Source organism: Chrysiogenes arsenatis DSM 11915 (assembly GCF_000469585.1).
GTDB lineage: Bacteria > Chrysiogenota > Chrysiogenetes > Chrysiogenales > Chrysiogenaceae > Chrysiogenes > Chrysiogenes arsenatis.
The window spans coordinates 20,144-41,772 of the sequence record NZ_AWNK01000013.1; the positions used below are offsets into that span (position 1 = coordinate 20,144).

General features: G+C 50.5%; 18 protein-coding genes and 2 pseudogenes. 12 read left to right on the forward strand and 8 right to left on the reverse strand.

Going from position 1 to position 21,629, the window contains the following annotated elements; all coding sequences use genetic code 11:
• Positions 1-4: 4 nt before the first annotated feature.
• The 7 genes from rpe to P304_RS0110040 all read right to left on the reverse strand — a co-directional run bounded on the left by rpe (position 5) and on the right by P304_RS0110040 (position 8,792).
• Positions 5-655: a ribulose-phosphate 3-epimerase gene (gene rpe, locus P304_RS0110005; protein ID WP_027390434.1), complete on the reverse strand. Its 651-nt coding sequence runs from the start codon at positions 653-655 to the stop codon at positions 5-7.
• 27 nt (positions 656-682) lie between these two features.
• Complete coding sequence (locus P304_RS15055; protein WP_051321590.1) at positions 683-1,918, reverse strand: hybrid sensor histidine kinase/response regulator; 1,236 nt, start codon at positions 1,916-1,918, stop codon at positions 683-685.
• Positions 1,915-4,929 (reverse strand): oxygen-binding di-iron domain-containing protein, encoded by a 3,015-nt coding sequence (locus P304_RS16290; protein ID WP_051321591.1) that lies wholly within the window; start codon positions 4,927-4,929, stop codon positions 1,915-1,917. The genes P304_RS15055 and P304_RS16290 overlap by 4 nt, the downstream gene beginning before the upstream one ends.
• 3 nt (positions 4,930-4,932) lie before the next feature.
• On the reverse strand, positions 4,933-5,304 hold the full coding sequence (locus P304_RS0110025) for a response regulator (protein ID WP_034765132.1): 372 nt from the start codon (positions 5,302-5,304) through the stop codon (positions 4,933-4,935).
• A 19-nt stretch (positions 5,305-5,323) separates the two neighbouring features.
• Positions 5,324-6,820, reverse strand: coding sequence for an apolipoprotein N-acyltransferase (gene lnt / locus P304_RS16295; RefSeq protein ID WP_051321592.1), 1,497 nt, complete (start codon positions 6,818-6,820; stop codon positions 5,324-5,326).
• Positions 6,821-7,063: 243 nt separating this feature from the next.
• On the reverse strand, positions 7,064-8,500 hold the full coding sequence (pyk, locus tag P304_RS0110035) for a pyruvate kinase (protein ID WP_034765134.1): 1,437 nt from the start codon (positions 8,498-8,500) through the stop codon (positions 7,064-7,066).
• Between the two features lies 1 nt (position 8,501).
• Positions 8,502-8,792 carry a hypothetical protein gene (locus P304_RS0110040; protein ID WP_027390437.1) on the reverse strand — a complete coding sequence of 97 codons (291 nt, stop codon included), beginning with the start codon at positions 8,790-8,792 and terminating at the stop codon, positions 8,502-8,504.
• A gap of 508 nt (positions 8,793-9,300) precedes the next feature.
• Here P304_RS0110040 and P304_RS0110045 point away from each other — a divergent pair.
• The 11 genes and pseudogenes from P304_RS0110045 to P304_RS17625 all read left to right on the forward strand — a co-directional run.
• The gene (locus tag P304_RS0110045) at positions 9,301-10,527 is read left to right on the forward strand and encodes a hypothetical protein (RefSeq protein WP_027390438.1); all 1,227 of its coding nucleotides are present in this window, start codon (positions 9,301-9,303) and stop codon (positions 10,525-10,527) included.
• Positions 10,528-10,542: 15 nt separating this feature from the next.
• Positions 10,543-10,806: a cytochrome c3 family protein gene (locus P304_RS16950; protein WP_152514531.1), complete on the forward strand. Its 264-nt coding sequence runs from the start codon at positions 10,543-10,545 to the stop codon at positions 10,804-10,806.
• Between the two features lie 45 nt (positions 10,807-10,851).
• Positions 10,852-11,412 carry a cytochrome c3 family protein gene (locus P304_RS16955; protein ID WP_152514532.1) on the forward strand — a complete coding sequence of 187 codons (561 nt, stop codon included), beginning with the start codon at positions 10,852-10,854 and terminating at the stop codon, positions 11,410-11,412.
• A gap of 23 nt (positions 11,413-11,435) precedes the next feature.
• The gene (locus P304_RS0110055; protein WP_027390440.1) at positions 11,436-11,810 is read left to right on the forward strand and encodes a hypothetical protein; all 375 of its coding nucleotides are present in this window, start codon (positions 11,436-11,438) and stop codon (positions 11,808-11,810) included.
• 9 nt (positions 11,811-11,819) lie between these two features.
• Positions 11,820-13,979, forward strand: coding sequence for an OmcA/MtrC family decaheme c-type cytochrome (locus P304_RS0110060; protein ID WP_027390441.1), 2,160 nt, complete (start codon positions 11,820-11,822; stop codon positions 13,977-13,979).
• A 212-nt stretch (positions 13,980-14,191) separates the two neighbouring features.
• Positions 14,192-16,924 (forward strand): multiheme c-type cytochrome, encoded by a 2,733-nt coding sequence (locus P304_RS0110065; RefSeq protein ID WP_027390442.1) that lies wholly within the window; start codon positions 14,192-14,194, stop codon positions 16,922-16,924.
• Between the two features lie 178 nt (positions 16,925-17,102).
• Positions 17,103-18,629 carry an Ig domain-containing protein gene (locus tag P304_RS0110070; protein WP_027390443.1) on the forward strand — a complete coding sequence of 509 codons (1,527 nt, stop codon included), beginning with the start codon at positions 17,103-17,105 and terminating at the stop codon, positions 18,627-18,629.
• A gap of 271 nt (positions 18,630-18,900) precedes the next feature.
• Positions 18,901-19,914 carry an Rpn family recombination-promoting nuclease/putative transposase gene (locus P304_RS15075; RefSeq protein WP_160165053.1) on the forward strand — a complete coding sequence of 338 codons (1,014 nt, stop codon included), beginning with the start codon at positions 18,901-18,903 and terminating at the stop codon, positions 19,912-19,914.
• A 116-nt stretch (positions 19,915-20,030) separates the two neighbouring features.
• Entirely contained in the window at positions 20,031-20,201 is a 171-nt protein-coding gene (locus P304_RS16960) for a hypothetical protein (protein ID WP_201766952.1), read from the forward strand.
• 75 nt (positions 20,202-20,276) lie between these two features.
• Complete coding sequence (locus P304_RS0110085; RefSeq protein WP_027390444.1) at positions 20,277-20,534, forward strand: type II toxin-antitoxin system Phd/YefM family antitoxin; 258 nt, start codon at positions 20,277-20,279, stop codon at positions 20,532-20,534.
• Positions 20,518-20,800, forward strand: a pseudogene (locus P304_RS17625) (type II toxin-antitoxin system RelE family toxin); the annotation flags it as partial. The gene P304_RS0110085 and the pseudogene P304_RS17625, both read left to right, overlap by 17 nt.
• Here the strand turns inward: P304_RS17625 and P304_RS17630 are convergent.
• Positions 20,767-21,003 carry a hypothetical protein gene (locus tag P304_RS17630; RefSeq protein WP_343123120.1) on the reverse strand — a complete coding sequence of 79 codons (237 nt, stop codon included), beginning with the start codon at positions 21,001-21,003 and terminating at the stop codon, positions 20,767-20,769. The pseudogene P304_RS17625 and the gene P304_RS17630 overlap by 34 nt on opposite strands.
• A gap of 376 nt (positions 21,004-21,379) precedes the next feature.
• Between P304_RS17630 and P304_RS15090 the strand changes: the two are divergent.
• Positions 21,380-21,629, forward strand: a pseudogene (locus tag P304_RS15090) (class A beta-lactamase); the annotation flags it as partial.

Genomic DNA, 21,629 nt, shown 5'->3' on the forward strand with positions numbered 1-21,629 from the left:
TCCTTTAGCGGCTTCCTGCCTGTTTAAGTGCCGTAATGGTTGCCGCATAATCCGGTGTTGAAAACACCGCATTGCCAGCGACAAAGATTTCTGCGCCAGCTTCCACCAATGTGCTGATGTTGTCCAGCGTAACACCGCCATCGACCTGAATTGGTATCCGCTTTCCCGTTGCCGCGATCATCTTTTGCAAGCGGCGAATTTTATCGAGTGAGCTGGGGATGAATTTCTGGCCGCCGAAACCGGGGTTGACGCTCATCAGCAGTACCATATCGAGCTCAGGGAGAATTTCTTCCAGCATAGTTAATGGTGTGGCGGGGTTGAGCGATACGGCGGCTTGTACGCCGTGAGCTTTAATCTGCTGCACAATACGGTGCAGGTGTGTCGCCGCTTCGGCGTGCACGGTCAGAATGCCCGCTCCGGCAGCAGCAAAAGCATCTATATATTTCTCCGGCTCGACAATCATCAAGTGCACATCGAGCGGGATCGAGGTGATTTTCTTGAGGGCTTGCACGACCAAAGGCCCAATCGTGATATTAGGGACAAAGCGGCCATCCATCACGTCGACGTGAATCAGGTCGGCACCGTGGCAGGCGTTAATCTCTTCGCCAAGACGGGCAAAGTCTGCCGAAAGGATACTGGGGGCAATTTGAATCATTCTTTCTCCTGTTTTTTCGTGTTTCCTTTATTCGCCAATCAGTGTGACGTCGCATTTGCTGGGTAAAAAGAGGGTAAATTCTGCGCCACCTTCCACATTTGCGGCCTGAATGGTGCCACACATATTGCGCTCGATAATCATTTTCGACATGTATAAACCAATGCCCGTCCCCTTCGCGGCCGACTTCGTGGTGAAATATGGGTTAAAAATGCGTGGGAGCACCGCTTCGGGAATCCCGCCGCCATTATCGCGAATGGTCATAATCGTATCGTTGTCGTGGCTTTGGCAGCGGATAGTGACCAGCCGTTCGCCGGCTTGTTTTTCTTCCAGTACATCACGTGAGTTATTCAAGATGTTCAGCAAGACTTGCATGAATTCCTGAGGATAGCCGTAGATAAAGCAGCCGGAATCACACTGGGCATCAATGGTAATATGGTGCATCTCAAATACGGGTTGTATGAGCGACAGCACCCGTTCGATACTATGCTTCAGTAAGAAGACGGTTTTTTCTTTTTCCGGCTTAAAAAAATTGGCGAAGTCGTCAATGGTTTTTGACATATAGCTCAGCTGGTTCGTAATTTTTTCGAGCGCGGCATCCAAGAAGGCATTCGTCACGGTTTTAGAATGAAAATTATCGACGACATCTTCGACCGTTAATCCGACAATATTCAGCGGTTGCCGCCATTGGTGGGCAATATTGCCAATCATTTCGCCCATTTCTGCCAATCGACTTTGGTGGATCACCATCTGATCTTTTTCCCAATTTTTCGCGACTTCCTGCTGCACCCGTTCTTCGAGTTGTTGGTTGATCTCGCGTAACTCCTGTTCGTGCTCAAGGCGCAGCACCATTTCGCAGTGCATTGCAAGGAGATTTCTGACCCGCGCCAGCAATTCAATAGCATTGATGATGGGCTTGCGCACGTAGTCGCTGGCACCAGCTTCAAAACCGCTGCGAAGCGTATCAAGGTCGGTTCTGGCAGTTGCCATGATCACCGGAATATCGCGCCACCGTTCATCCCCTTTAATCATCCGGCAGGCGGTAATACCATCAACCTCCGGCATCATGACATCGAGAATGATCAGGCTGACGGAATGCTTTTCAAGGATTTTCACCCCTTCGGCAAACGTAGAGGCTTTCTGAAGATTGGTATATCCTTGTTCATCAAGGAACGCTTCAATCAGGTCGGCATTGTCGAGATTATCGTCGATAATCAGAATGCAAAGATCGCTCAGGTGGGCGCTGTTCGGTGCAATGGAACTCATTCCTTCTTCCTCGCTAAGTAATTCCTGGCAAATTGTTTGATAAGGTTTTCCGCCGCAGGCCCTTTTTGCAGTACCCTCGCGCCAGCCAACCCGAGCACTTCAAGGTCGTTACGGGTCAAATCTTTCGCGGTCACGACGACCACGGGGAGTGTCAAAAACCGTGCATCTGCGCGCAGACGAATCAGGAAGTCAAACCCGTTCATCTCTGGCATCATCAGGTCTAAATAGATCACATCGGGCATAAAACCGCCAGCGAGGATTGCGAGTGCTTCGGTGCCGCTGGCCGCTTGACGAATATCTTCGGATTGCGCACTCAGCATATCGACCATAAGTTCGCGCATCTCTTTTTCGTCATCAACAATCAGCACGGAACCGAACGATCCCTGAATGTAACGCCCAAACGAGCGGAGGATATCTTCGCGCGAAAGGGGTTTTGACAGGCAATCAAGCGCGCCCAGTGCTTGGCCGCGCGAGTTGTCGGCAATATTGCTGACGACAACCACCGGAATAGCAGCGGTTTCAGGGTCTTTCTTCAGTCGTCGCAACACTTCCCAGCCATTCAAGCCAGGCATCATGATGTCGAGTGTAATGAGCGACGGGCGCAGCTCGCGCGCCATTTTCAGCCCTTTTTCGCCAGTTTCGGCGGTAAAAATTGTGAGCGAAAACTCTTGCAGGTAGTCACGGATCAACTCGCGGCTATCTTCCGTGTCGTCAATAATGAGCACGGAATCGACGCGGAAGTCGTCGTGGCTGATAGTTGTTTCGCGCGATACGTGCTCCTGTGGCAGGCTTGATTGCTTTGTTTCCCCGTCCACGTGCGTGGGAGCCGTCGGAAGCGCTACGGTAAAGCGTGAACCACGGCCAACTTCCGACGCCACGCGAATCGTGCCACCGAGCAGTTCAGCAAGATTACGCGAAATAGTCAGGCCAAGCCCCGTACCGCCATAGCGGCGCGTAGTGCTGCCATCACCCTGACGGAACGGCTGGAAAATCGTTTCGTGTTTTTCGGCGGGGATCCCGATGCCATTATCTTCAATAGTCATCAAAATATACCCTTCGGTGTTACGCGAAATATGGCAGACGGTTTTGCCATGCCCCGGCTCAACAAATTTGACCGCGTTGCCGACAAGGTTGAGTAAAATTTGTCGCAATTTATGCTCATCAGTCACAATTGTCGTCCCTTTCGGGAGCTGATTGTTGATTGAGAGCGTTATCCCTTTGGCGTTTGCCTGCGATGCAACCATATCAAGGGTCTGCTGCATCATCAATTCGGGATCAAGGGTCGCAAGGTGGACTTCCATCTTGCCGGCTTCAATTTTTGACAAGTCAAGAATATCATTGATCAAGTTAAGGAGATGATGGCCGTTACGGTTGATTTTTTCCATTTGGGAAAGCTCTTTTGCATCAAGGTGACCCTGACGGTTTTTGCCGAGAATATTCGAAAAACCGATGATGGAGTTGAGTGGCGTCCGCAGTTCGTGCGACATATTGGCGAGGAATTCGCTCTTCATGCGGTCGGCTTCGCGCAGCTGCATATTTGTCTCTTCGAGCTTCATGGATTGACGTTGGACAATGGCGTAGTTCATCGCGTTATTGAGCGAATGCGTGAGCGCGCTCATGTAGCCATCAAGATACTCCTGATCGCGCAGCGCGCCGACGCTGGCGAGCAAAATAACGCCAAGACGACTTTCCTGAAATATCAGGGGGATAGCGTGGATGTGGCGCATCGTAAGCGGCATCAGGCCAGTATCGATCACGGGAAATGCGGCCGGATCAATCCCTTCGATGCTCAGTGGCCGCCCCGCTTCGAGCGCCTGCAACGGCAAGCCGCGGCCAGAAGGTTCAAACAAGGCGTGTTGCAGTACCTGTTTATCGTAAGCGTGGCGATTAAGCGCTTTGAGGCGGCCTTCTTCCCAGATATAGAAAATGCCCAGTTGCGCCGCCGTGAGTTCGACGAGTTGCTTGATGGCCTTTCCCGCCAGATACGCTACGTCAACGGAATTAAGGCTTGAAAGGTAGCGGCTGAACATGGTGAGTTGCCGTTGGTCGGCAAGCAAGACGGAGTTTGCCTGTTCGAGAGCATCGGTTTTCTGGCGCACCCGTTCTTCAAGATTTTCGTTCAGCCGTTGCAGATCGCGCGTTTTTTGCTCCACAATCCCTTCGAGTTGCAACTGATGGTGTTCCAGCTGTCGTTTTGTGCGATTTAGCTCATCAGTTTGTTCACGGAGTTTTTCCACCATATCGAGTAGTTCGGCGGAGTATTTTTCTTCAATATACAGCCCGCACTCCATCCCTTTCATTCGCGTAATCAGCGGCGCAATCAGTGGGCGGCGGATAATGGAGCCGTGTTGGGGCGCAATCAGGTCGATATCCAGCGCTTCAATTTTACGCAAAGAGTAATTCAGGATGTCGCGGCTGGGCATGTAGGCCGAATGGAAGCTGACGATTTTTTCAAAGTACGTTTCGTCAGCGTAAAAGCTCCATGAAATATCGGCACCGCCGAAGAGATCACTCGAAAAGAGCACTTTCTCCCGTGTGGCGTAACTGACAAACGCGCCCGGTGAATGGCAATATGGGGTGGTGTGGAAGGTGAGTTCGAGACCACCAGCGTTAATGCCAAAACCTTCTTTATCGATGCAATAGTAGGGCGAGCGAATGCCGTAGTGCTTCAGGAGTACCGTCATACGGCTATGGGTAATGATGTGCAGATCTTCGCGACCGATCAATGTTTCAAGCTCCGGCACGAGCGAGCAGAGATCGGGATCTTGGTGGTGCAATATGATGAACTGAATGTGATCAAGTGGAACGAGTTGCTGCACTTTACGCAGCAGTGCTTCGCGCTCAAGGACACTGCCCGGATCGACCAGAATGGAGTGCGTGCCATTGACGATCAAATAGGGATGGCACTGGAAAGGATCGCCCGGCAGGTATTCGCCCACCCAGTAAATGCCGTTTGCGATTTCCACTGATCCGGAAAAATCGGGTTGATGCGAGGTGTCAAAGGTACGCATGATTCAGGACTCCTTTGCGGGGCGTAATGCTTCTATCGCGGCGATTAGTTCGTCATCGTCAACAATTGGTTTGGCGAGATAGCCGTTAAATCCCGTTGCTAAAAAACGCTCGCGGTCGCCAATCATCGCGTGAGCGGTAACGGCGATAACAGGAAGAGCGCTCAGAGCAGGGTGTTTGCGTATCTCCCGCAGCACATCAATGCCGTCCATACCGGGGAGGGAAATATCGAGCAGAACGAGGTCGACCGGCTCACTTTGCAGCAGCAACAGCGCTTCGGTTCCGTCAAACGCTTGTAAAAGTTCGTAGTGATCGCAGAGCAATTCGACCAATAAATCCATGTTGTCAGGATTGTCTTCAACTATAAGTAGGCGCATCGTCTGTAAACTCCTCATCTTAATGGTAACTGCGCGGTTTGCGGTTGTTGCTTATGCCGAGTACCATGGCGAGCATGGCGATAAGGCCGCCAGCGGCGGGAACAACCCACGGGTAGCTGGTAAACCAGGTTGGAGTGGAAATTGGCGCGATAAACGTGTCAACATACCCCGCCTGATTCCAGCCGATCAGCGCTATTTCTTCCCCGCGTGGCGTAAACACGGAAGTAATGCCGGTATTGGTGCTGCGTATCAAATATTTTCCATTTTCAATAGCGCGTGCCCGTGCCATCAGCCAATGTTGCAAAGGGCCAAGGGTATCACCCAGCCACGCGTCATTGGTGACATTCACTAAAAAGTCTGCTTCTGCAGCAATCAAGGCGACCGCAGCCGGAAAGATGGATTCATAACAGATAAAGGTGCCAATTTTTCCAAAACGTGAAAGGAGCGGCGCACTACTGTGCCCTGCGGAGTAATCCTCGCCCACTACGAATTTTTCGACAAACGGAAGCAGGCTCTCTTTCAGCGGCGTATATTCGCCAAACGGAACCAGGTGCTGTTTATGGTAAAACTGGGGCGTGCTCCCCGTATGTTCTAAAAGCATCACGCTGTTATAGTAGCGCGTGGTCATGTCGGTGTAGGCGCTCAGGACGCCCGTCACTAAATCACTGCCGGATTCTTGGACGAGGCGCAGCACATCATCCTTCAGCGGATCGTGGCTTGACCAGAAAAACGGTAGCGACGATTCCGGCCACACCAGCAGCCCACCGCGCCATCCCCCTTGACGGCTTAATGTTAGGTAGCGATTCAGGTTGTGTGTGGCATATTCCGCGTCCCACTTCACGTGTTGATCAATATTCCCCTGAACAATTCGCACCGGAATCGACCGCTCTGGCTCGGCGGGTGGTGTCACCATGTGCAGTTGCCAGAGCGAAAATCCAAGCAAAAGCGCGACGAAAAAAGCGTGCCGCACAAGAACGGAAAAGTGCGGACGGAGCCAGCACAGCGCCAGCGTGATGTTGACGAAGAGTACCAGAAAATCGAGCAGCCAGATGCCACCGTGTTGCAGGAGCGGAACGGCAATTTCGTATGTCGAAAGAGAATAACCGAAGGAGAGCCACGGAAAGCCGGTGAAAAGAACGCCACGCGACACTTCGGCCACAACTCCCCAGGCGGCGAGTTCCAAACCGCTCCACACGGTTGGCTTTTGTAGAACCTTGGCGGCGCGCCATCCCCAAATCGCAATATACAAGGCAAGGTAGAAGGAAAGAAGCGCCACGGCCGGTATGCCGAACCATTGACTCTCCAGTGCGTGTTCGCTGAATATCCCCCCTACCCAATAGAGAAGTGAACCGTGATAGAAAAAGCCAAACAACAGTGCCAACCGAAAGGGGTGCGCAGAGCGAGCCAGTATCACCAACCACGGTGCCAGAACAAACCAGCCCAGGAAAGGGAACCCTTCCGGGGCGAAGGCGTTGGACATGGCCAAGGCGCAGAGAATGGTGACAATGTAGGGCATGGGCGGCCGCTCCTCGTTGTGTATTCGCATTGCAGCCATCTCGAACGGAGTAAGAGAGATTTCTCGCTGCCGCTCGAAATGACAGAATTCATACTGTCATGGCTATCGGGAGGCTGTTTGTCATCTCGAACGAAGTGAGAGAGATTTCTCGCTGCCGCTCGAAATGACAGAATTCATACTGTCATGGCTATCGGGAAGCTGTTTGTCATCTCGAACGAAGTGAGAGATCTCAGCCTTTTTCCTTTAATCCAGTGAAAAAATTCGCAGGAAATTACTCTCCCCGTGTTTATTAAACGGATACGAGCTGGTGATTACCACCGTATCGCCACTACGAACAATTCCACGATACTCAGATAATGACCGAGCCTGCGTCGACAGTTCGTCAATCGTCGTCACAGGGTCAATCATAATTGGTTCTACGCCCCACAGCAGTGCCATTTTACGGTGCAAATGACGGTGCGGCGTAAAAGCCAAAACGGGAATACGTGGGCGATAACTGGCGATCAACCGCGTCGTGTTGCCGCGCTGCTGCGTGTAGACCCATACCGACTTCACCGACAGCGTCCGCGCAATCGCGTTGATAGCCGCGCCAACCGCTTGTGGCCCAGCGTCAATCGATGCAGGAGCAAAGTCCGCTGGCATTTCGTGCCCCAGTCGCGTCGGTGTGCGTCCCTCAATTTCCAGCGCAATACTCGTCATCATTGCCACGGCTTCTATTGGGTAGGCACCGCGCGCCGTTTCGCCGCTAAGCATCACCGCATCGGAACCATCAAGGATGGCGTTCGCCACGTCCGAAGCCTCTGCCCGTGTTGGGCGCGGATTGTAGATCATCGACTCCAGCATTTGCGTCGCTGTGATGACCGGAATGGCGCGGGCATTGGCTGCACGAATCAGCTCTTTTTGCACCAGTGGTACTTTTTCTGGCGGTAGTTCCACCCCAAGGTCGCCACGCGCTACCATAATGCCGTCGGCAACCGCTAAAATGGCATCAATATGATCGAGCGCTTCGGGCTTTTCGATTTTGGCGATGATCGGAATGCGCTTTCCTTTGGCAGCGATCATCGTTTTCAGCATTTCAATATCGCGCGCTGTCCGCACAAACGACAACGCGATATAATCGACTTCCATTTCCATACCGAAGAGCAAATCTTCGTAATCCTTTTCGGTGACCGCTGGCGCACTGACGTTGACGCCCGGTAGGTTGATCCCTTGTGAATTATTCAGCACGCCGCCATTAACAACGCGCGTCAAAACATCCGTTTCGTTGGACTCGATAACCCGCAGCTCAATCAATCCGTCGCACAGCAGAATCCGATCACCCGAACGGACATCGTGCGGCAGCGGCGTATACGTGGTGCTGACTTCAGTATCGGTTCCTTCGATTGGGCGATTGGTGATGGTAAATTTCTGTCCGCTTTTGAGGGTCACGGGAGCGTTGTTGAGCAGTTTGCCGGTGCGGATTTTCGGCCCCTGCAAATCTTGCAGAATAGCGACCGCCATCCCCAACTCGTCCGCTGCCGCCCGAATGCGATTGACGACTTCGCGGTGTTCTTCGTGCGAACCGTGCGAAAAATTCAGCCGTGCCACACTCATACCCGCGCGAATTAAATCACGAATCTGGTCATACGAACGGGTTGCCGGACCAATCGTAGCGACAATTTTAGTGCGCGCACGATCCATATTATCCAACCTTGGTGACATTCAAGACTGTCAACAGCTCCAACTCTTCCAGCATGCGGAACAAACGGGCATCGCGCACTTCCAAATGCAGCTTTATCTCTTTCAGGAAAATCAACTTAATCAAGTATCCGAGTACCGACGACGTAATGGTCGTGGAGTCGTGAATCAGGATCGTGACCACTTTATGGCTGGTAATCAGTGCATCGAATTGCCGCTTGAGTGAATCGTAATCTTCGATCGACTTAATCTCTCCGTAAATCGTCACTCTGTTTTCGTTGGTCTCCAAGCGCATACGTCCTCCATATGTTGATCGAAATAAGAAACATACTCCACACTGAACTAAGCAGAAAGCATACGGAATTCAGGAAATAGGCGCAAATTATTTCTGTATGGTTGAGAATTTCAAGGGGACAAAAATTGCGCACTCATGTGCTGTAATTATATGGCTAAAAAACCATACGCATAGAGGGTCGTCGATCATTGGCTTACCATGCGGAAATAAAAAAATACTTGTAAGGAAACTTGCCGCTAGAAAATTAACCGCGCGGAAGATTCATTCCGTCGTGATAAGCACAAAGAAAAGTTGTAGTTAAGTGGACTCATCGCAGTGTGAACCCCATTCGACGTGTCAAATGCAATGTAAAAAAAATAGTGTTTTGATGAAAAATTCACGTGACGCATATCGGCGTTTTATAATACACGACCCAAGTGTGAAATTTTTGCATTACATTCCCTCCGGTGTGCGCACTTTACGCACCTCACCGTGGTGTGTTTGCAGAAACAGTTGAGAAGGAGGATCCATGACATTCCGGCAACGCATGCTGCCCTGTACTCTGGCCGCCGCTCTAATGGCCTCCACTGCATCGGGAGCCAGCATTCATGGGCACCTGAGCAGTGTCGTAGAATACTATGACGAGCCTGATAATAAGACCGCTCTCCCCGTCTACCAGTATTTATTACTTCATGCCAACGATATTGCAGACAAAGGTTTCACCTTCCGTTTCTATGGCCGCGCCGCTACTGACCTGCACGATAACGATGAAGTGGGCAGTCACCTCTACTATGCCTATCTTGAAAAGCGTAACATGGCCGATAAAGTAGACTTCAAACTTGGCCGCCACTTTGTAGCCAGCACCGCTGGCGCTGCTATGATGGATGGGCTCTCTGTCGATGTTCGCAACCTTGGTCCAGTCAGCATTGGTTTTTTTGGCGGTGGAGACGTCAAGTACTACGAAGATTATAAAGCTGGCGATATGATAGCTGGGGCGAAAATTTCTACCGATGTGTGGAGTGACAGGCTTCATCTCGGCTTGTCGACTGTTCGTAAGTACGAAGAGAGCGAACTGAGCCATGAACTCTACGGCTTTAATGCTTACCTGAACTTTGACGATAAAGCCGAACTCTATACCGAAACGCAGTACGACTACCTCAGCGACACCATCAGCTACTTCCTTGCTGGAGCCAACTATCACGCTGCAGAAAAATGGACGCTGCGTGGCGAGTACCTCTACTCCCTTCCTGTTTTTTCCTCTAAGTCGCTCTATTCAGTATTTGCCGTTTCTGAATACAAAGAAATCATGACCAAAGCCACTTACCGCATTAACCTCGGCCTGAGCGCATTTGCCAAGTACACACATGAAATGTACGAGGATTTTTCGAATGCGAATGTTTACGAAGCTGGGCTGGAGCAAGTTCGTCTGAATAAGTTTTCTGGCTATTTTGCCGGTGTATGGCGCTCCCAAGATGAAGGACAAGACTTGAAAGGGGTGCGTGGCCGTGCGGCATGGCTCTTTACCCCAACCTTTCAGGCGGGAGTTGGTGCGAGCGTTGACGTTATGGAACGCTGGCTGGAAATTTATGAAGGGAGCGCGTACGGCGTGGATGAAACCACTTCGCACCGCATTTGGGTAGACAGCACGCTTTACCTTGGAAAGCGCGTAACGATGGAATTTAAGATAGAGCAGGCTAAAAGCGCCCTGTGGGATAAGTTCCACCTTGGCCGCGTACGCTTGAACTACTACTTCTAAGCAAAAGGAAGCGACATGAACCGATTTACCTTTGCCATATTTCTCTTATTTGGTTGCCTTCTCATGGGGGCGATAACCTATTCCATCGCGCAAACAGCGGTGGTTACCTATAACCACGACCGCCATGTCAACTACATGGGTGGCATGGAATGCACCACGTGCCACGGCACAACGCTGGAAATTCTTTCACCGCCGCGCAGTGCGTGTGTGCAGTGTCATGGCAATGCCTTCAATGAAACCGTCATTATCCCTGCGCTGAAAACCCACGGCCCCGCTTAGGCGCTGACACACGGCGCACATGCCAAAAGTAAGCGGAACGACTGTATGCAGTGCCACGACCAGCCGCGTACGCGCAACATTCCCGACTGCCTGAGTTGCCATATAGCCGACAAAGCTGACGAAATGGGGAAACTTGGCAATAACTTCAGCAACATCCATACCTCGGAATTCAGCATTACTCACCCCATAGCAGCGCGTACCAATCCGAACCTCTGTGCCAACTGTCACCGTGAAAACAGATTCTGCACCGACTGTCACGACAAATTCCGCCGTAACGACCTTGGGATGGAGTCGCACCGCCGTAACTTCAGTGCGCTCCAGACTGGGCCATTGGCACAAAGTCACGATCAATTCACTGAGGCTGATTGCAAGACCTGCCATGTGAATTCCATTATCCCGACTCACGAATGGTCAACTGCGCACGCGCGCGAAGCACGCAAGAACTTAGCGACGTGCCAGGCTTGCCATCCGAGCGGAGACACCTGTGTGAAATGCCACAGCGCACGGAGCGGACTTGGCATTAGCCCACATCCGAAAAACTGGAATAAAATTAAAGGTCGCCTCGAAAGAGCCAGCGGTGGCGCAACCTGTAGTCGCTGCCACTAAAACCTGAAGGAGTAATGAAGAATATGAAACGGAAAACTCTGTTACAGAGCACCATGGTTGGTGTTTTAAGCGCACTCCTACTGAGCGGTTGTGGTGGTGGAGGCAAGGGGAGCGGTGGAACTGCACCAGTTGGTCCCATCAGGACACCTGCTGGAGTAGTGATATCAGTTGATAATGCTACTGCAACACTTGATACGAACGATGAATTTATGCAGACATTTATGGATGCTGCCGATCCGCAGCCTGGTATTGCGACAACCATTACCTTGCAGAGTAACCCTGTGGCGGCCAGCGTTGCGGCTGTGTCGACCACAAACCCTTTTGCTGATATTGCCGCAAACGAAATCAGCTTTACCCTCGCACGGTTGGTAACGCACGCTGATGGAACAAAGCAATAGCGCAGTTATGTGAGCCGCACCGAAACTGCTGATACGAATGATTTTCCCAATGGCCTAAGCAGTGCACTGCAAGCAACGGCTGTTGCAGGTACAGCGGGGGCGCTGAGTGTTGAAAACAAAGGTGGTAATGCGGTTGCCATCAAATTCCAATTCCCCAAAACACTGAGTGAATATGACAACGTTGCATTTGATAAATATGCTGTTCATCGTATAGGCATTCAGATTAACACCAATGCTACCAAGGGGAGAACAAATGCGATCAATATCGCGTATGACTTTGTTCCTGCCGATCTCAGCACTCCAGCAGACAGTGCACGGCGCGAAGTAGCCAAAACTGCAACGTGCCTTGAGTGCCATGAAAAAGGGAGCTTCCGCATTCACGGTGGTAACCGCGTAGATGTGGCGTATTGCGTGACGTGTCACAACCCCTATACCACCGACGCCCAAAGCGGCAACAGCCTTGATATGACGCAGATGATTCACAAAATTCACATGGGGCATAAACTGCCGAGCCTCGTGGAGGACAGTAAAGAATATGCCATTTACGGCTACAATATGAGTAAGCACACCTACGCCACATTCGATTCACCTGAATGGGGAGGCGTGAAGTATGCCGGAGCTGAACCTGCTGGTGTCGTGTATCCGGCGTGGCCATATGGACATGGAACGGCACAGCCTATGAATTGTGCCAAGTGCCACCGTGGCGACACTGTCGAAGCTAACGACACGGGTGTTACTGCTGCGGGTAATAACTGGAAAACCAATCCCAGTTATCGCGCCTGCTTTAGCTGTCATGATGGGGAGTCAAGTCAGCAAAAGCCATTTGTCGCTGGTAGCACAACATTTCTCCATGGAAACTTTACTGAAGGCACTGCTGGTGGTGCCTGCATTGGTTGTCACAATGCGACAACAACCGATGTAAAGCTCAACATCACTACCGCTCACGCAACCCTTGGGAAAACACCACTGAACCCTACGCAAGGCTATAAAACCTCTGCTGGAGTGCAGCGCGACTTGTACTCGTTCGAGTATCGTATCCACGGCGTAACCACAGAATCAAATGACTCTGTACCCAAAATCCATTTTAGTATTCTCATCAACCGTGGCGATACAACCGACACGATGGACTTATTTGCCAATAATGCTGAACTAACTGGCGGCCCCACGTTCTTGGTAGCGTATGCCCAGCCAGATGCGTTAGCAACAACACCGGCTGATTGGAATCAGCAGGGCAAAAGACAGGGGCAACCGCAAACGGTAGCGCTCAGTAGTCTTGTGGCTGGTGCTGCTGGTGACACGCTCGAGCGTCAGGCAGATGGCACCTATATCGCAACCCTGAACTCCGCTCCGTTCCCCGCTGGCGCGACCATGAAAGCGATTGCCCTGCAAGGGTATTTCCAGCAGACAGTAGGCAGCGAGTCTGTCCGACTCGCTACCCGTTCCGTGGTGCATTTTGTTGACGGAATCACCGAGCGCCGCCGCGTTGTGGACGAAACCAAGTGTTTGAGCTGTCACGACACGATCGCTTTTCACGGCGGTAACCGTGTGGATAACCCGCAAGTATGTGTGATTTGCCACAACCCAGCACTCACCAGCAGCGGACACACTTTGCCGTTACTGGCAACCGATTCGTCGGATCGTGTGGGTATGTTCCGCACTGCCAGTGACCGCTTGCGTGCTGAAACCAGCAATAACTTCAAAGAGCTCATCCACGGTATTCACGCCGGAAATCTGCTTGGAGTCCGCAACCAGAACAACAACCCAACGCCATACGATTTCAACCACAACTTATTTGGAAATAGTGGGGTGGCGCAAATATTTGGCACCGATTGTACCAAGTGCCATATCACGGAAACGTACTACCCACGCGAAGGTCAGGGAGTATTGGCCACTGTCAATAACGTCCGTGCCGACACTACGGACGAAGACAGCTCCGACTCCTTGCGTGCCGCAATGGCAAGCATTACGAACAGTGCCGACCGTATGACGACCGCTTATGGTGCCAGTTGTGCTACCTGCCACATTTCCAGTGCAGCAAAAACGCATATGCAGCAGTATGGAGCACAATTTGCTGTACGGCGCGATGCGCTGAACCCCGCACTGGAGTCGTGTGCTCGTTGCCACGGCAAAGACGAGTATATGGATGTGCGCAGCGCACACCGCTTTTAGGCGGAAATTTCAGTAACAACGGGGTCTGCTTCCGGCAGATCCCGCTGATATACCTTGTAATTACCCTCATCAGGTATGGAGGTGCAACAGACCAGAGAGTATTGCTTGGGGTTTATGATGAGGCACTCGTGTGTGTTCATCATCGAGGAAGAGAAGGTATTTTAGTAACCACTCTGCCCTGTTTCAGGGAGAGTAAGAACCAAGGAGGATTCATGAGGACGAAACACAAGAACGCCGTCACCGCCTGCAAAGGAGCGCTTGCCGCTCTTGGAGCAGCAGCTCTGTTAGTAGGGTCGGCTCAAGCAGCAACGCAGTCAATTACTCTGAACAACGGTTGGACGCTTGCAGGGTCAGCATTGAGCAATGTAAATGTTGCGTCAACGTTTACCGATGTAAAAACTGTTTGGAAATGGGAAAATGGTCAGTGGAAGGCATTTTCACCACAGACGACAGTTCAGTCGCAGCTAACGGCTGCTGGCATTGGCGGGTTAACTACCCTGAATGCCGGTGATGGTTTTTGGGTAAATGCGGCATTGAGCAGCAGCACCACGAAAACACTTACTGGAGATACCGTAGAGTCACCGAACCTTTCAGTCAAGGCTGGCTGGAACCTCGTTTCTCCTATCACAAGTGAGTCAACCACGTTAAGTAGCAAATTTAGCGATGCGAATAGCTTTGCTTCTGCTTGGACGTGGAAAGGGACGTTCTGGGAAGCCTACTCACCAGACGCGAACATGCAGGCACGGATGAAAGCGGCGCTGATTCCGGTTGCCAGCAGTGTTGCTCAGGGGCAAGGATTTTGGGTAAATGCGAAGACCGCTAAAGGGGTTGCGTTTGACGGCACAACAACTCCGCCAAGTCTCCCCGTGTTTATCTCTGGCGTGACCATGAACGCAGAGAATAAATTAGTCGCTACCTTCCAAGTTATGGATCCGATATACCTTTCTGCCAATGGCAGCTTAGCGTTTGGCATGCTGCGTTTGGCTCGGGTTGGGGCTGATGACAATATGACAGTGCTTGGTAATGCTTCTAATACTATCACCCCTAAGGGTAATGGTCTTTATGAGGTAGTAGTCAATTCACCTGTGATTGTAGAAACTGCCGAAGGATTGGTACATCGCCTTGCGTTCCGCGTCAATGCTGATAGCGCTCTAGGACGTGAAGGGATTGATGGCTGGTATGATGTCGTTCCCGCTACTGGCGTAGCAACTCCAAGCCGCAACGTGGCTGAAACAGCAAGCTGCTATCAGTGCCACTCCAGATCAACCGGTGGCATTTATCACTCAAACCGCTTCTCGGTTGAAACTTGTGTAACGTGTCACTCTGAGCCGGCAAGAAGGAATAACAGTGCTGCTATAAGTGCCTATGGCAGCTTTAATGTGGTAAACAGTACTGCTGCGGGTCAAAACCGCACTCTTACGGAAATTGCTCACGCATTCCACAAAGATCTTGCTGGGCATAAAGTTGAAAGAGTACGTGAGTGTACGTCGTGCCACAGCTCAACTGGCGGCAGTGCGGACAACTGGAAAACGAAGCCAAGCTTCTTTGCCTGCTTCTCGTGTCACGACGTGAGTGCTAAGTTTGCTGATGGTCAGCAGCTTGCTACTTCGCACCGTCCAAGCGCAGGAGTTTCTGGTTGTGTAACATGTCACACTGGCACCACTATGCCTGATGTTGAGATTAGTAAAGTCCACCTTCCTGGCGCCAGAGGCGACGTAAGTGCTCTGCCAAATTACACGTACACCATTCACAGTGTAACTGACAGTACTGACGGCAGTGCACTGGTGAAATTCAGTGTCAAGAACAGCCTGACGCAGGCTCCTCTTGACGTAAGAACTACCAAACCTAATACCAGCTTGCAAGTGTACCTCGTGAGCAGCTTACCTGACACTGCCGCTGGTGTAACCCAGCCACGTGACTGGAACAATGCTCACCGTCCGAATGCACAGCCAAACGTTAACCTTACGATTGATAACGCTACAGATAGCCCTGATAGACTGACTTTTGACTCCGCGGATGGTACTTTCACAGCAATATTCCCAGCGGGTTCCTACCCTGCTGACGCCTACATGAAGGGTGCTTTCCTTCAGGGCTATGTTGGTAGTGTTGCGACTGTGGGTGGCGTGAGCTACATTCCAGCTCTTTCACAAGAGCGCCCGATTTCTGCCGTTGGCTTTGTTGGCACCGGCAATAGTGCGATCACGCATCCGCAAATTGCTACAGCGGCTAAGTGTCAAGCGTGCCACGCTGACTTTGGTATGCACGGTTCTGGATCGCGTATCAGTAACCCGAATATGTGTATTGGTTGCCACAACCCGAACCTGACCAGCAGTGGTAACACATTAAAGAGCGGTACTGCAGCGGCGGTTGCTATCGTGAATGGCAACAACCAAGCTCGCCTTCAGGCTGAAACCAGTAACAACCTGAAAGAACTGGCTCACGGTATTCACTCTGGGTACTTCACTGGGGAGAAGAAATTCATCCGTGGTGGCAACGTAACCACTGGCGCAAGCAGCGGACAGAGCAACGAGTTTGAATTTGCTATGGATGTTGTTGACCTTGTCATCGGTTCCGACTGTACCAAGTGTCATGCTGGAACTTCTTACTATCCACGCGCTACCGGTGCATTGCCAACGACTTCTAAGATTCGTAGCACTGACTCTACCGAAGCGGAACTCCTCGCTATGGACACGTCAGATCTTGCCGATGCAATGATTGCGGCGCGTAACACTGTAGGGGCAAATCCACAGGATTACGTTATCGGTCACATGGCAGCAAGCTGTAACCAGTGTCACTCTGATGCTACAGCTATTGCACACATGAACCAACATGGTGGGCAGATTGAAGTTCGCCGTAATACTTACAATCCAGCAGCTCAGGCTTGCCTCCTGTGTCACGGTGCAGGCAAAGTTGCTGACATTAAAGCGGTTCACAAACTGCCGTAATAGTCAGAAAAGACCCCTGCTTTAGATTACTTGCGGTTCACATTCTTCCTCCCGAGGTTTTCCTCTTACCCTCGGGAGGGGGTTCTCTTTCTACAGAACCTAATCGCTTCCCTCAGAGGGGGGAAGCCTTTTTTGTTTACCGCCTGAGTTGAAATGTTCAAACAACCAAGGAGATTCTATGAGTAGGAAATTTCTTGTATTTATGACGGCACTGGCGCTTGGTGGCGCCACGCTGGTTACCGGCTGCGGTGGCGGCGGCGGTGGGTCAACTCCGCCTGCATCGTCGTCGGTTTCCGTCTCCGGAAATGTTTCCGATGGATATATTTCGGGCGCAACTATCAAGGTGAACGGCGTTCCCCAACCTACCCTTACTGGTGCTACGGGAAATTACACCGTTGATGTGACGGGTAGTTCCCAGATTACTGCTGAAGGTGGAACTGACGTTGCGAACAATAAGCCATTTACTGGAATTTTGATCGCAGACTTCGTGAGTGGTGTCGATAGTCCAGAAGGACTCTATGTGACACCGCTTACTACCTTGTTGCACTTTGCGCCGACGGTTTTTGATGCAGGCGCAATCACTAAAGCTCAGGTAAAAAAGCTTGATATTGGTAATCCGAATGCTACCGGGAATAATATTCAAGTTGCTCGGAAAGCTGCGCTTGCTGTGCAGAATATTGTTGCTACGTTAAAGTCGGCTACCGGTAACAATCTTGGCTCGGATACCGCCGAAAGAGTGCGGGTAGCATTCTCTGCAGTGGGTGCGCATTTAGCATCTAATCCACTCGTAAACGACAGTGGTGAGACAGTTGTTTTTGATAGTGCAGATGTCCGCGAGATTGCTGGAAATGCAAAAGGGCTGGTTGATGCTGCACAAGCAAATCTTGTAGAAGCACAGATCAATGCTGCATCGAGTATTATTGAAACTCTGACGAATGAGATTCAATTACTCGATAGTGCTCTTTCCGCTGCGGCATTGCAGAATGCTATTGAGATAACGCGCGCTGCTTATCAGGCTCAGCTTGACAGTATCGAACAGACGCCGTCGGTGGACAGTGCTGAAGAGATTGCTACTGTAATTGCGGAGCAAGTTCAAGCGAAGGCAGCCGTCCTTGAGACGAACCGTGCACGTGCAGCGGCGTCGCTTGCTTACTATTCGGCACAGCCCGTTAATGGTGATACGCTGGAGGTTGACGTTGCCAGTGTACGCGATTCTATTGAGGCGCTGATTGTTGCAAATGATACAAAAGAAACTAGCGAGTTCGATGCTATTTACGGCCAAGCTAACCGTCTCCCTCGCTTAGTTTCTGCTTTGCCAGCACAGACGTTAGTGGTTGGTACTGCAATGACACCGCTTCAGCTTGGATCGTTTTTCAAAGATAACGGAACGCTGACGTATGCTGTTACGAGTGGTTCACTCCCGGCAGGTGTTGCTTTGGCTTCGGGCGTTATCAGTGGTACGGCGACGGCAGCGTCGGCGGTTAGTACTGTGGTAATTACCGCGACTGACACCAGTGATAAAGCTGTTTCCGGTAGTGTTACCTTCACGGTAAGCGCTACGCCTGTTGACCCTGATCCGATTGATCCGGCTGATTGTGCGGTTGATTATCCGCCAGTGCAAGGATTGCCAAGTGATTTCTATCCTCCTAAAGTAGTCGAAGCATGTTATCCTGATAACCTGTTCCCGCCTACTCCTGGATTATAAGCCATTTTCTGATCATGAAAAAACCCCTCCTTCTGCTTGCAGTGGGAGGGGTTTTTTATCTCGAACTTTTGTCATTTCGACGATCTCTACGAGGAGAAATCTGGATCTCTCACTTCGTTCGAGATGACGGGGGGTATGTTCGATGTGACGGGGGGGATATGTTCGATACGAGTGGTGAGAGAAGCTGTGCTTTTTGGACGCAAGAGGGTGCGCTGACAAGATGCACTCCTTTCTTGCAAAGCTCACTCCCTTCGGCCTATACTCGATACCTATGAGCCAAGCAAACAATACTAACCAGCACCAAGAACACGACAGTGGATATAAGCAGATCTTTAGCCACCCATGGCTGGTGCGCGATCTGCTGCTTGGCTTTGTGAAATACGACTGGGTACAAGAACTCGATTACGAGACCCTTGAACCTTACACCGAAACTCGTATTACCGACGACTACCGAGGCAAGTATAACGACTGTGTTTGGCGCTTGCGTTTTCGTGGTGAATGGCTCTATCTCTATCTATTCCTTGAATTTCAGTCGAGTGAAGACTATTTTATGAGCGTTCGGTTTCTAACATATGTAGGACTGCTCTACCAAGACATTATTAAAAGTGAAAAACTAGGTAAAGGAGATAAGTTGCCACCGATTATGCCGCTACTGATTTATAACGGCACCAAGGCGTGGCAGGCACCAACCGAAGTTAGTAGGTTAATTGATCCCGTACACCCCGTTCTGCGGAGGTTTACGCCACAATTGCAATATTTTTTACTTGACGAAGGACGGGTGCCTAGCAATGAACTAGAAACTGGTGCAACGAACTTGGTTGCCGAATTGATAAAACTCGAAATGACGCACCCTAAAGAACTAAGATTGCAGGTGTCGGCTCTAGCCCATGTGATAGCAGACCCAAAGTATGCAGAGATTCGTCGTACTTTTGCCATTTGGCTAAAACGCTTAATCCGTCGCCGCTACCCCGATATGGAGGTACCAGAAATCGACGAGATAACAGAGGAGAGTAGTGCCATGTTAGCAGAAAGACTCGATATGTGGTTGAAAGAGAAGAGGGATGAGGGTGTAAGAATTGGTGAAATGCGTGGGTTGCTTGCAGGTATTCAGCGCATCCGCAGCCTAAAGTACCAAACGATTCGTAAGCTCGTTCAGCGTAGTGCGCCAATCAATGATATTGCTGACTTGGTCGATATGCCTGCCGAAAAAGTTAAACAGGTGATCGACGCTGGCGAAGCTGGTATTGATCTGATCGAAGTGGATGAGAGTGAGCTTAGAGGATAAGTTTTCCCACCGATTCAGTTGAACCAGATTGTCAAGGGTAGTTATGCACGTTGTATCTTGGGGAGGATGTATGAGTTCTATTACTTTTGATACCCATAAATTTGTAAAGCGACTGTATGCCAGAGCCGCAGGCTGAAATTATTGCGGAGGAGCAAGCTCGCCTTATTGACGAGCGTTTGGCTGCTAAGGACGACCTGGATCGTCTGGAATTGCGTTTAACGTTGCGCCTAGGTACGATGCTGGCTGCTTCAATAGCTATTGTGGCTGCTCTGGTTAAGATATTGTAGCCGTTTTTGCGGTGATAAATTGCAAAAAAAGCACTTGGAATAGTGATAAATTTAGTGTCAAAAAAGAGGTGAAATATGCGACCTATTCTGTCGAGTTATACGGCAAGTATCACCGAGCTAAAAAAATCACCCTCGCAACTTCTCCAGCAAGCTGGAAACCATCCGATTGCAATTCTGAATCACAATGTTCCGAGTGCGTATTTAGTGCCGAGCAGTGTATATGAAGAAATGATGGATATTATTGATGATTATTATTTGGCGAAGGAAGCGGAACGAAGAATCAACGATGATGTAAAGCCTATCAAAGTAGATGTTGATGACTTACTCGCTTGAGTTTCACCCGAAGGCTCTGAAAGAGTGGCTGGCGCGTGAATCACGCTATCAAGTTGCAGTTGCACAAAAAACTTACTGAAAGACTTCAAAATCCTAAAGTGCCCAAAGATAAGCTCAGCGGATTTGAAAATGTCTATAAAATCAAGCTTAAAACGATAGGTTACCGTTTGGTTTATAAAGTGATTGATGATCGGCTTGTTGTGTACGTGGTAAGTATTGGAAGAAGAGAGAATCATAAAGTGTATGAGAGTCTTAACTCTCCTTTCCAGCACACTGGACTGGCCGTCGTTTTACAAGGTCTAGTCCGACCTAGACTCAGGGGTACCGAGCTCGAATTCTGGCGTAATAGCGAAGAGGCCCGCACCGATCGCCCTTCCCAACAGTTGCGCAGCCTGAATGGCGAATGGCGCCTGATGCGGTATTTTCTCCTTACGCATCTGTGCGGTATTTCACACCGCATATGGTGCACTCTCAGTACAATCTGCTCTGATGCCGCATAGTTAAGCCAGCCCCGACACCCGCCAACACCCGCTGACGCGCCCTGACGGGCTTGTCTGCTCCCGGCATCCGCTTACAGACAAGCTGTGACCGTCTCCGGGAGCTGCATGTGTCAGAGGTTTTCACCGTCATCACCGAAACGCGCGAGACGAAAGGGCCTCGTGATACGCCTATTTTTATAGGTTAATGTCATGATAATAATGGTTTCTTAGACGTCAGGTGGCACTTTTCGGGGAAATGTGCGCGGAACCCCTATTTGTTTATTTTTCTAAATACATTCAAATATGTATCCGCTCATGAGACAATAACCCTGATAAATGCTTCAATAATATTGAAAAAGGAAGAGTATGAGTATTCAACATTTCCGTGTCGCCCTTATTCCCTTTTTTGCGGCATTTTGCCTTCCTGTTTTTGCTCACCCAGAAACGCTGGTGAAAGTAAAAGATGCTGAAGATCAGTTGGGTGCACGAGTGGGTTACATCGAACTGGATCTCAACAGCGGTAAGATCCCTTGAGAGTTTCGCCCCGAAGAACGTTTTCCAATGATGAGCACTTTTAAAGTTCTGCTATGTGGCGCGGTATTATCCCGTATTGACG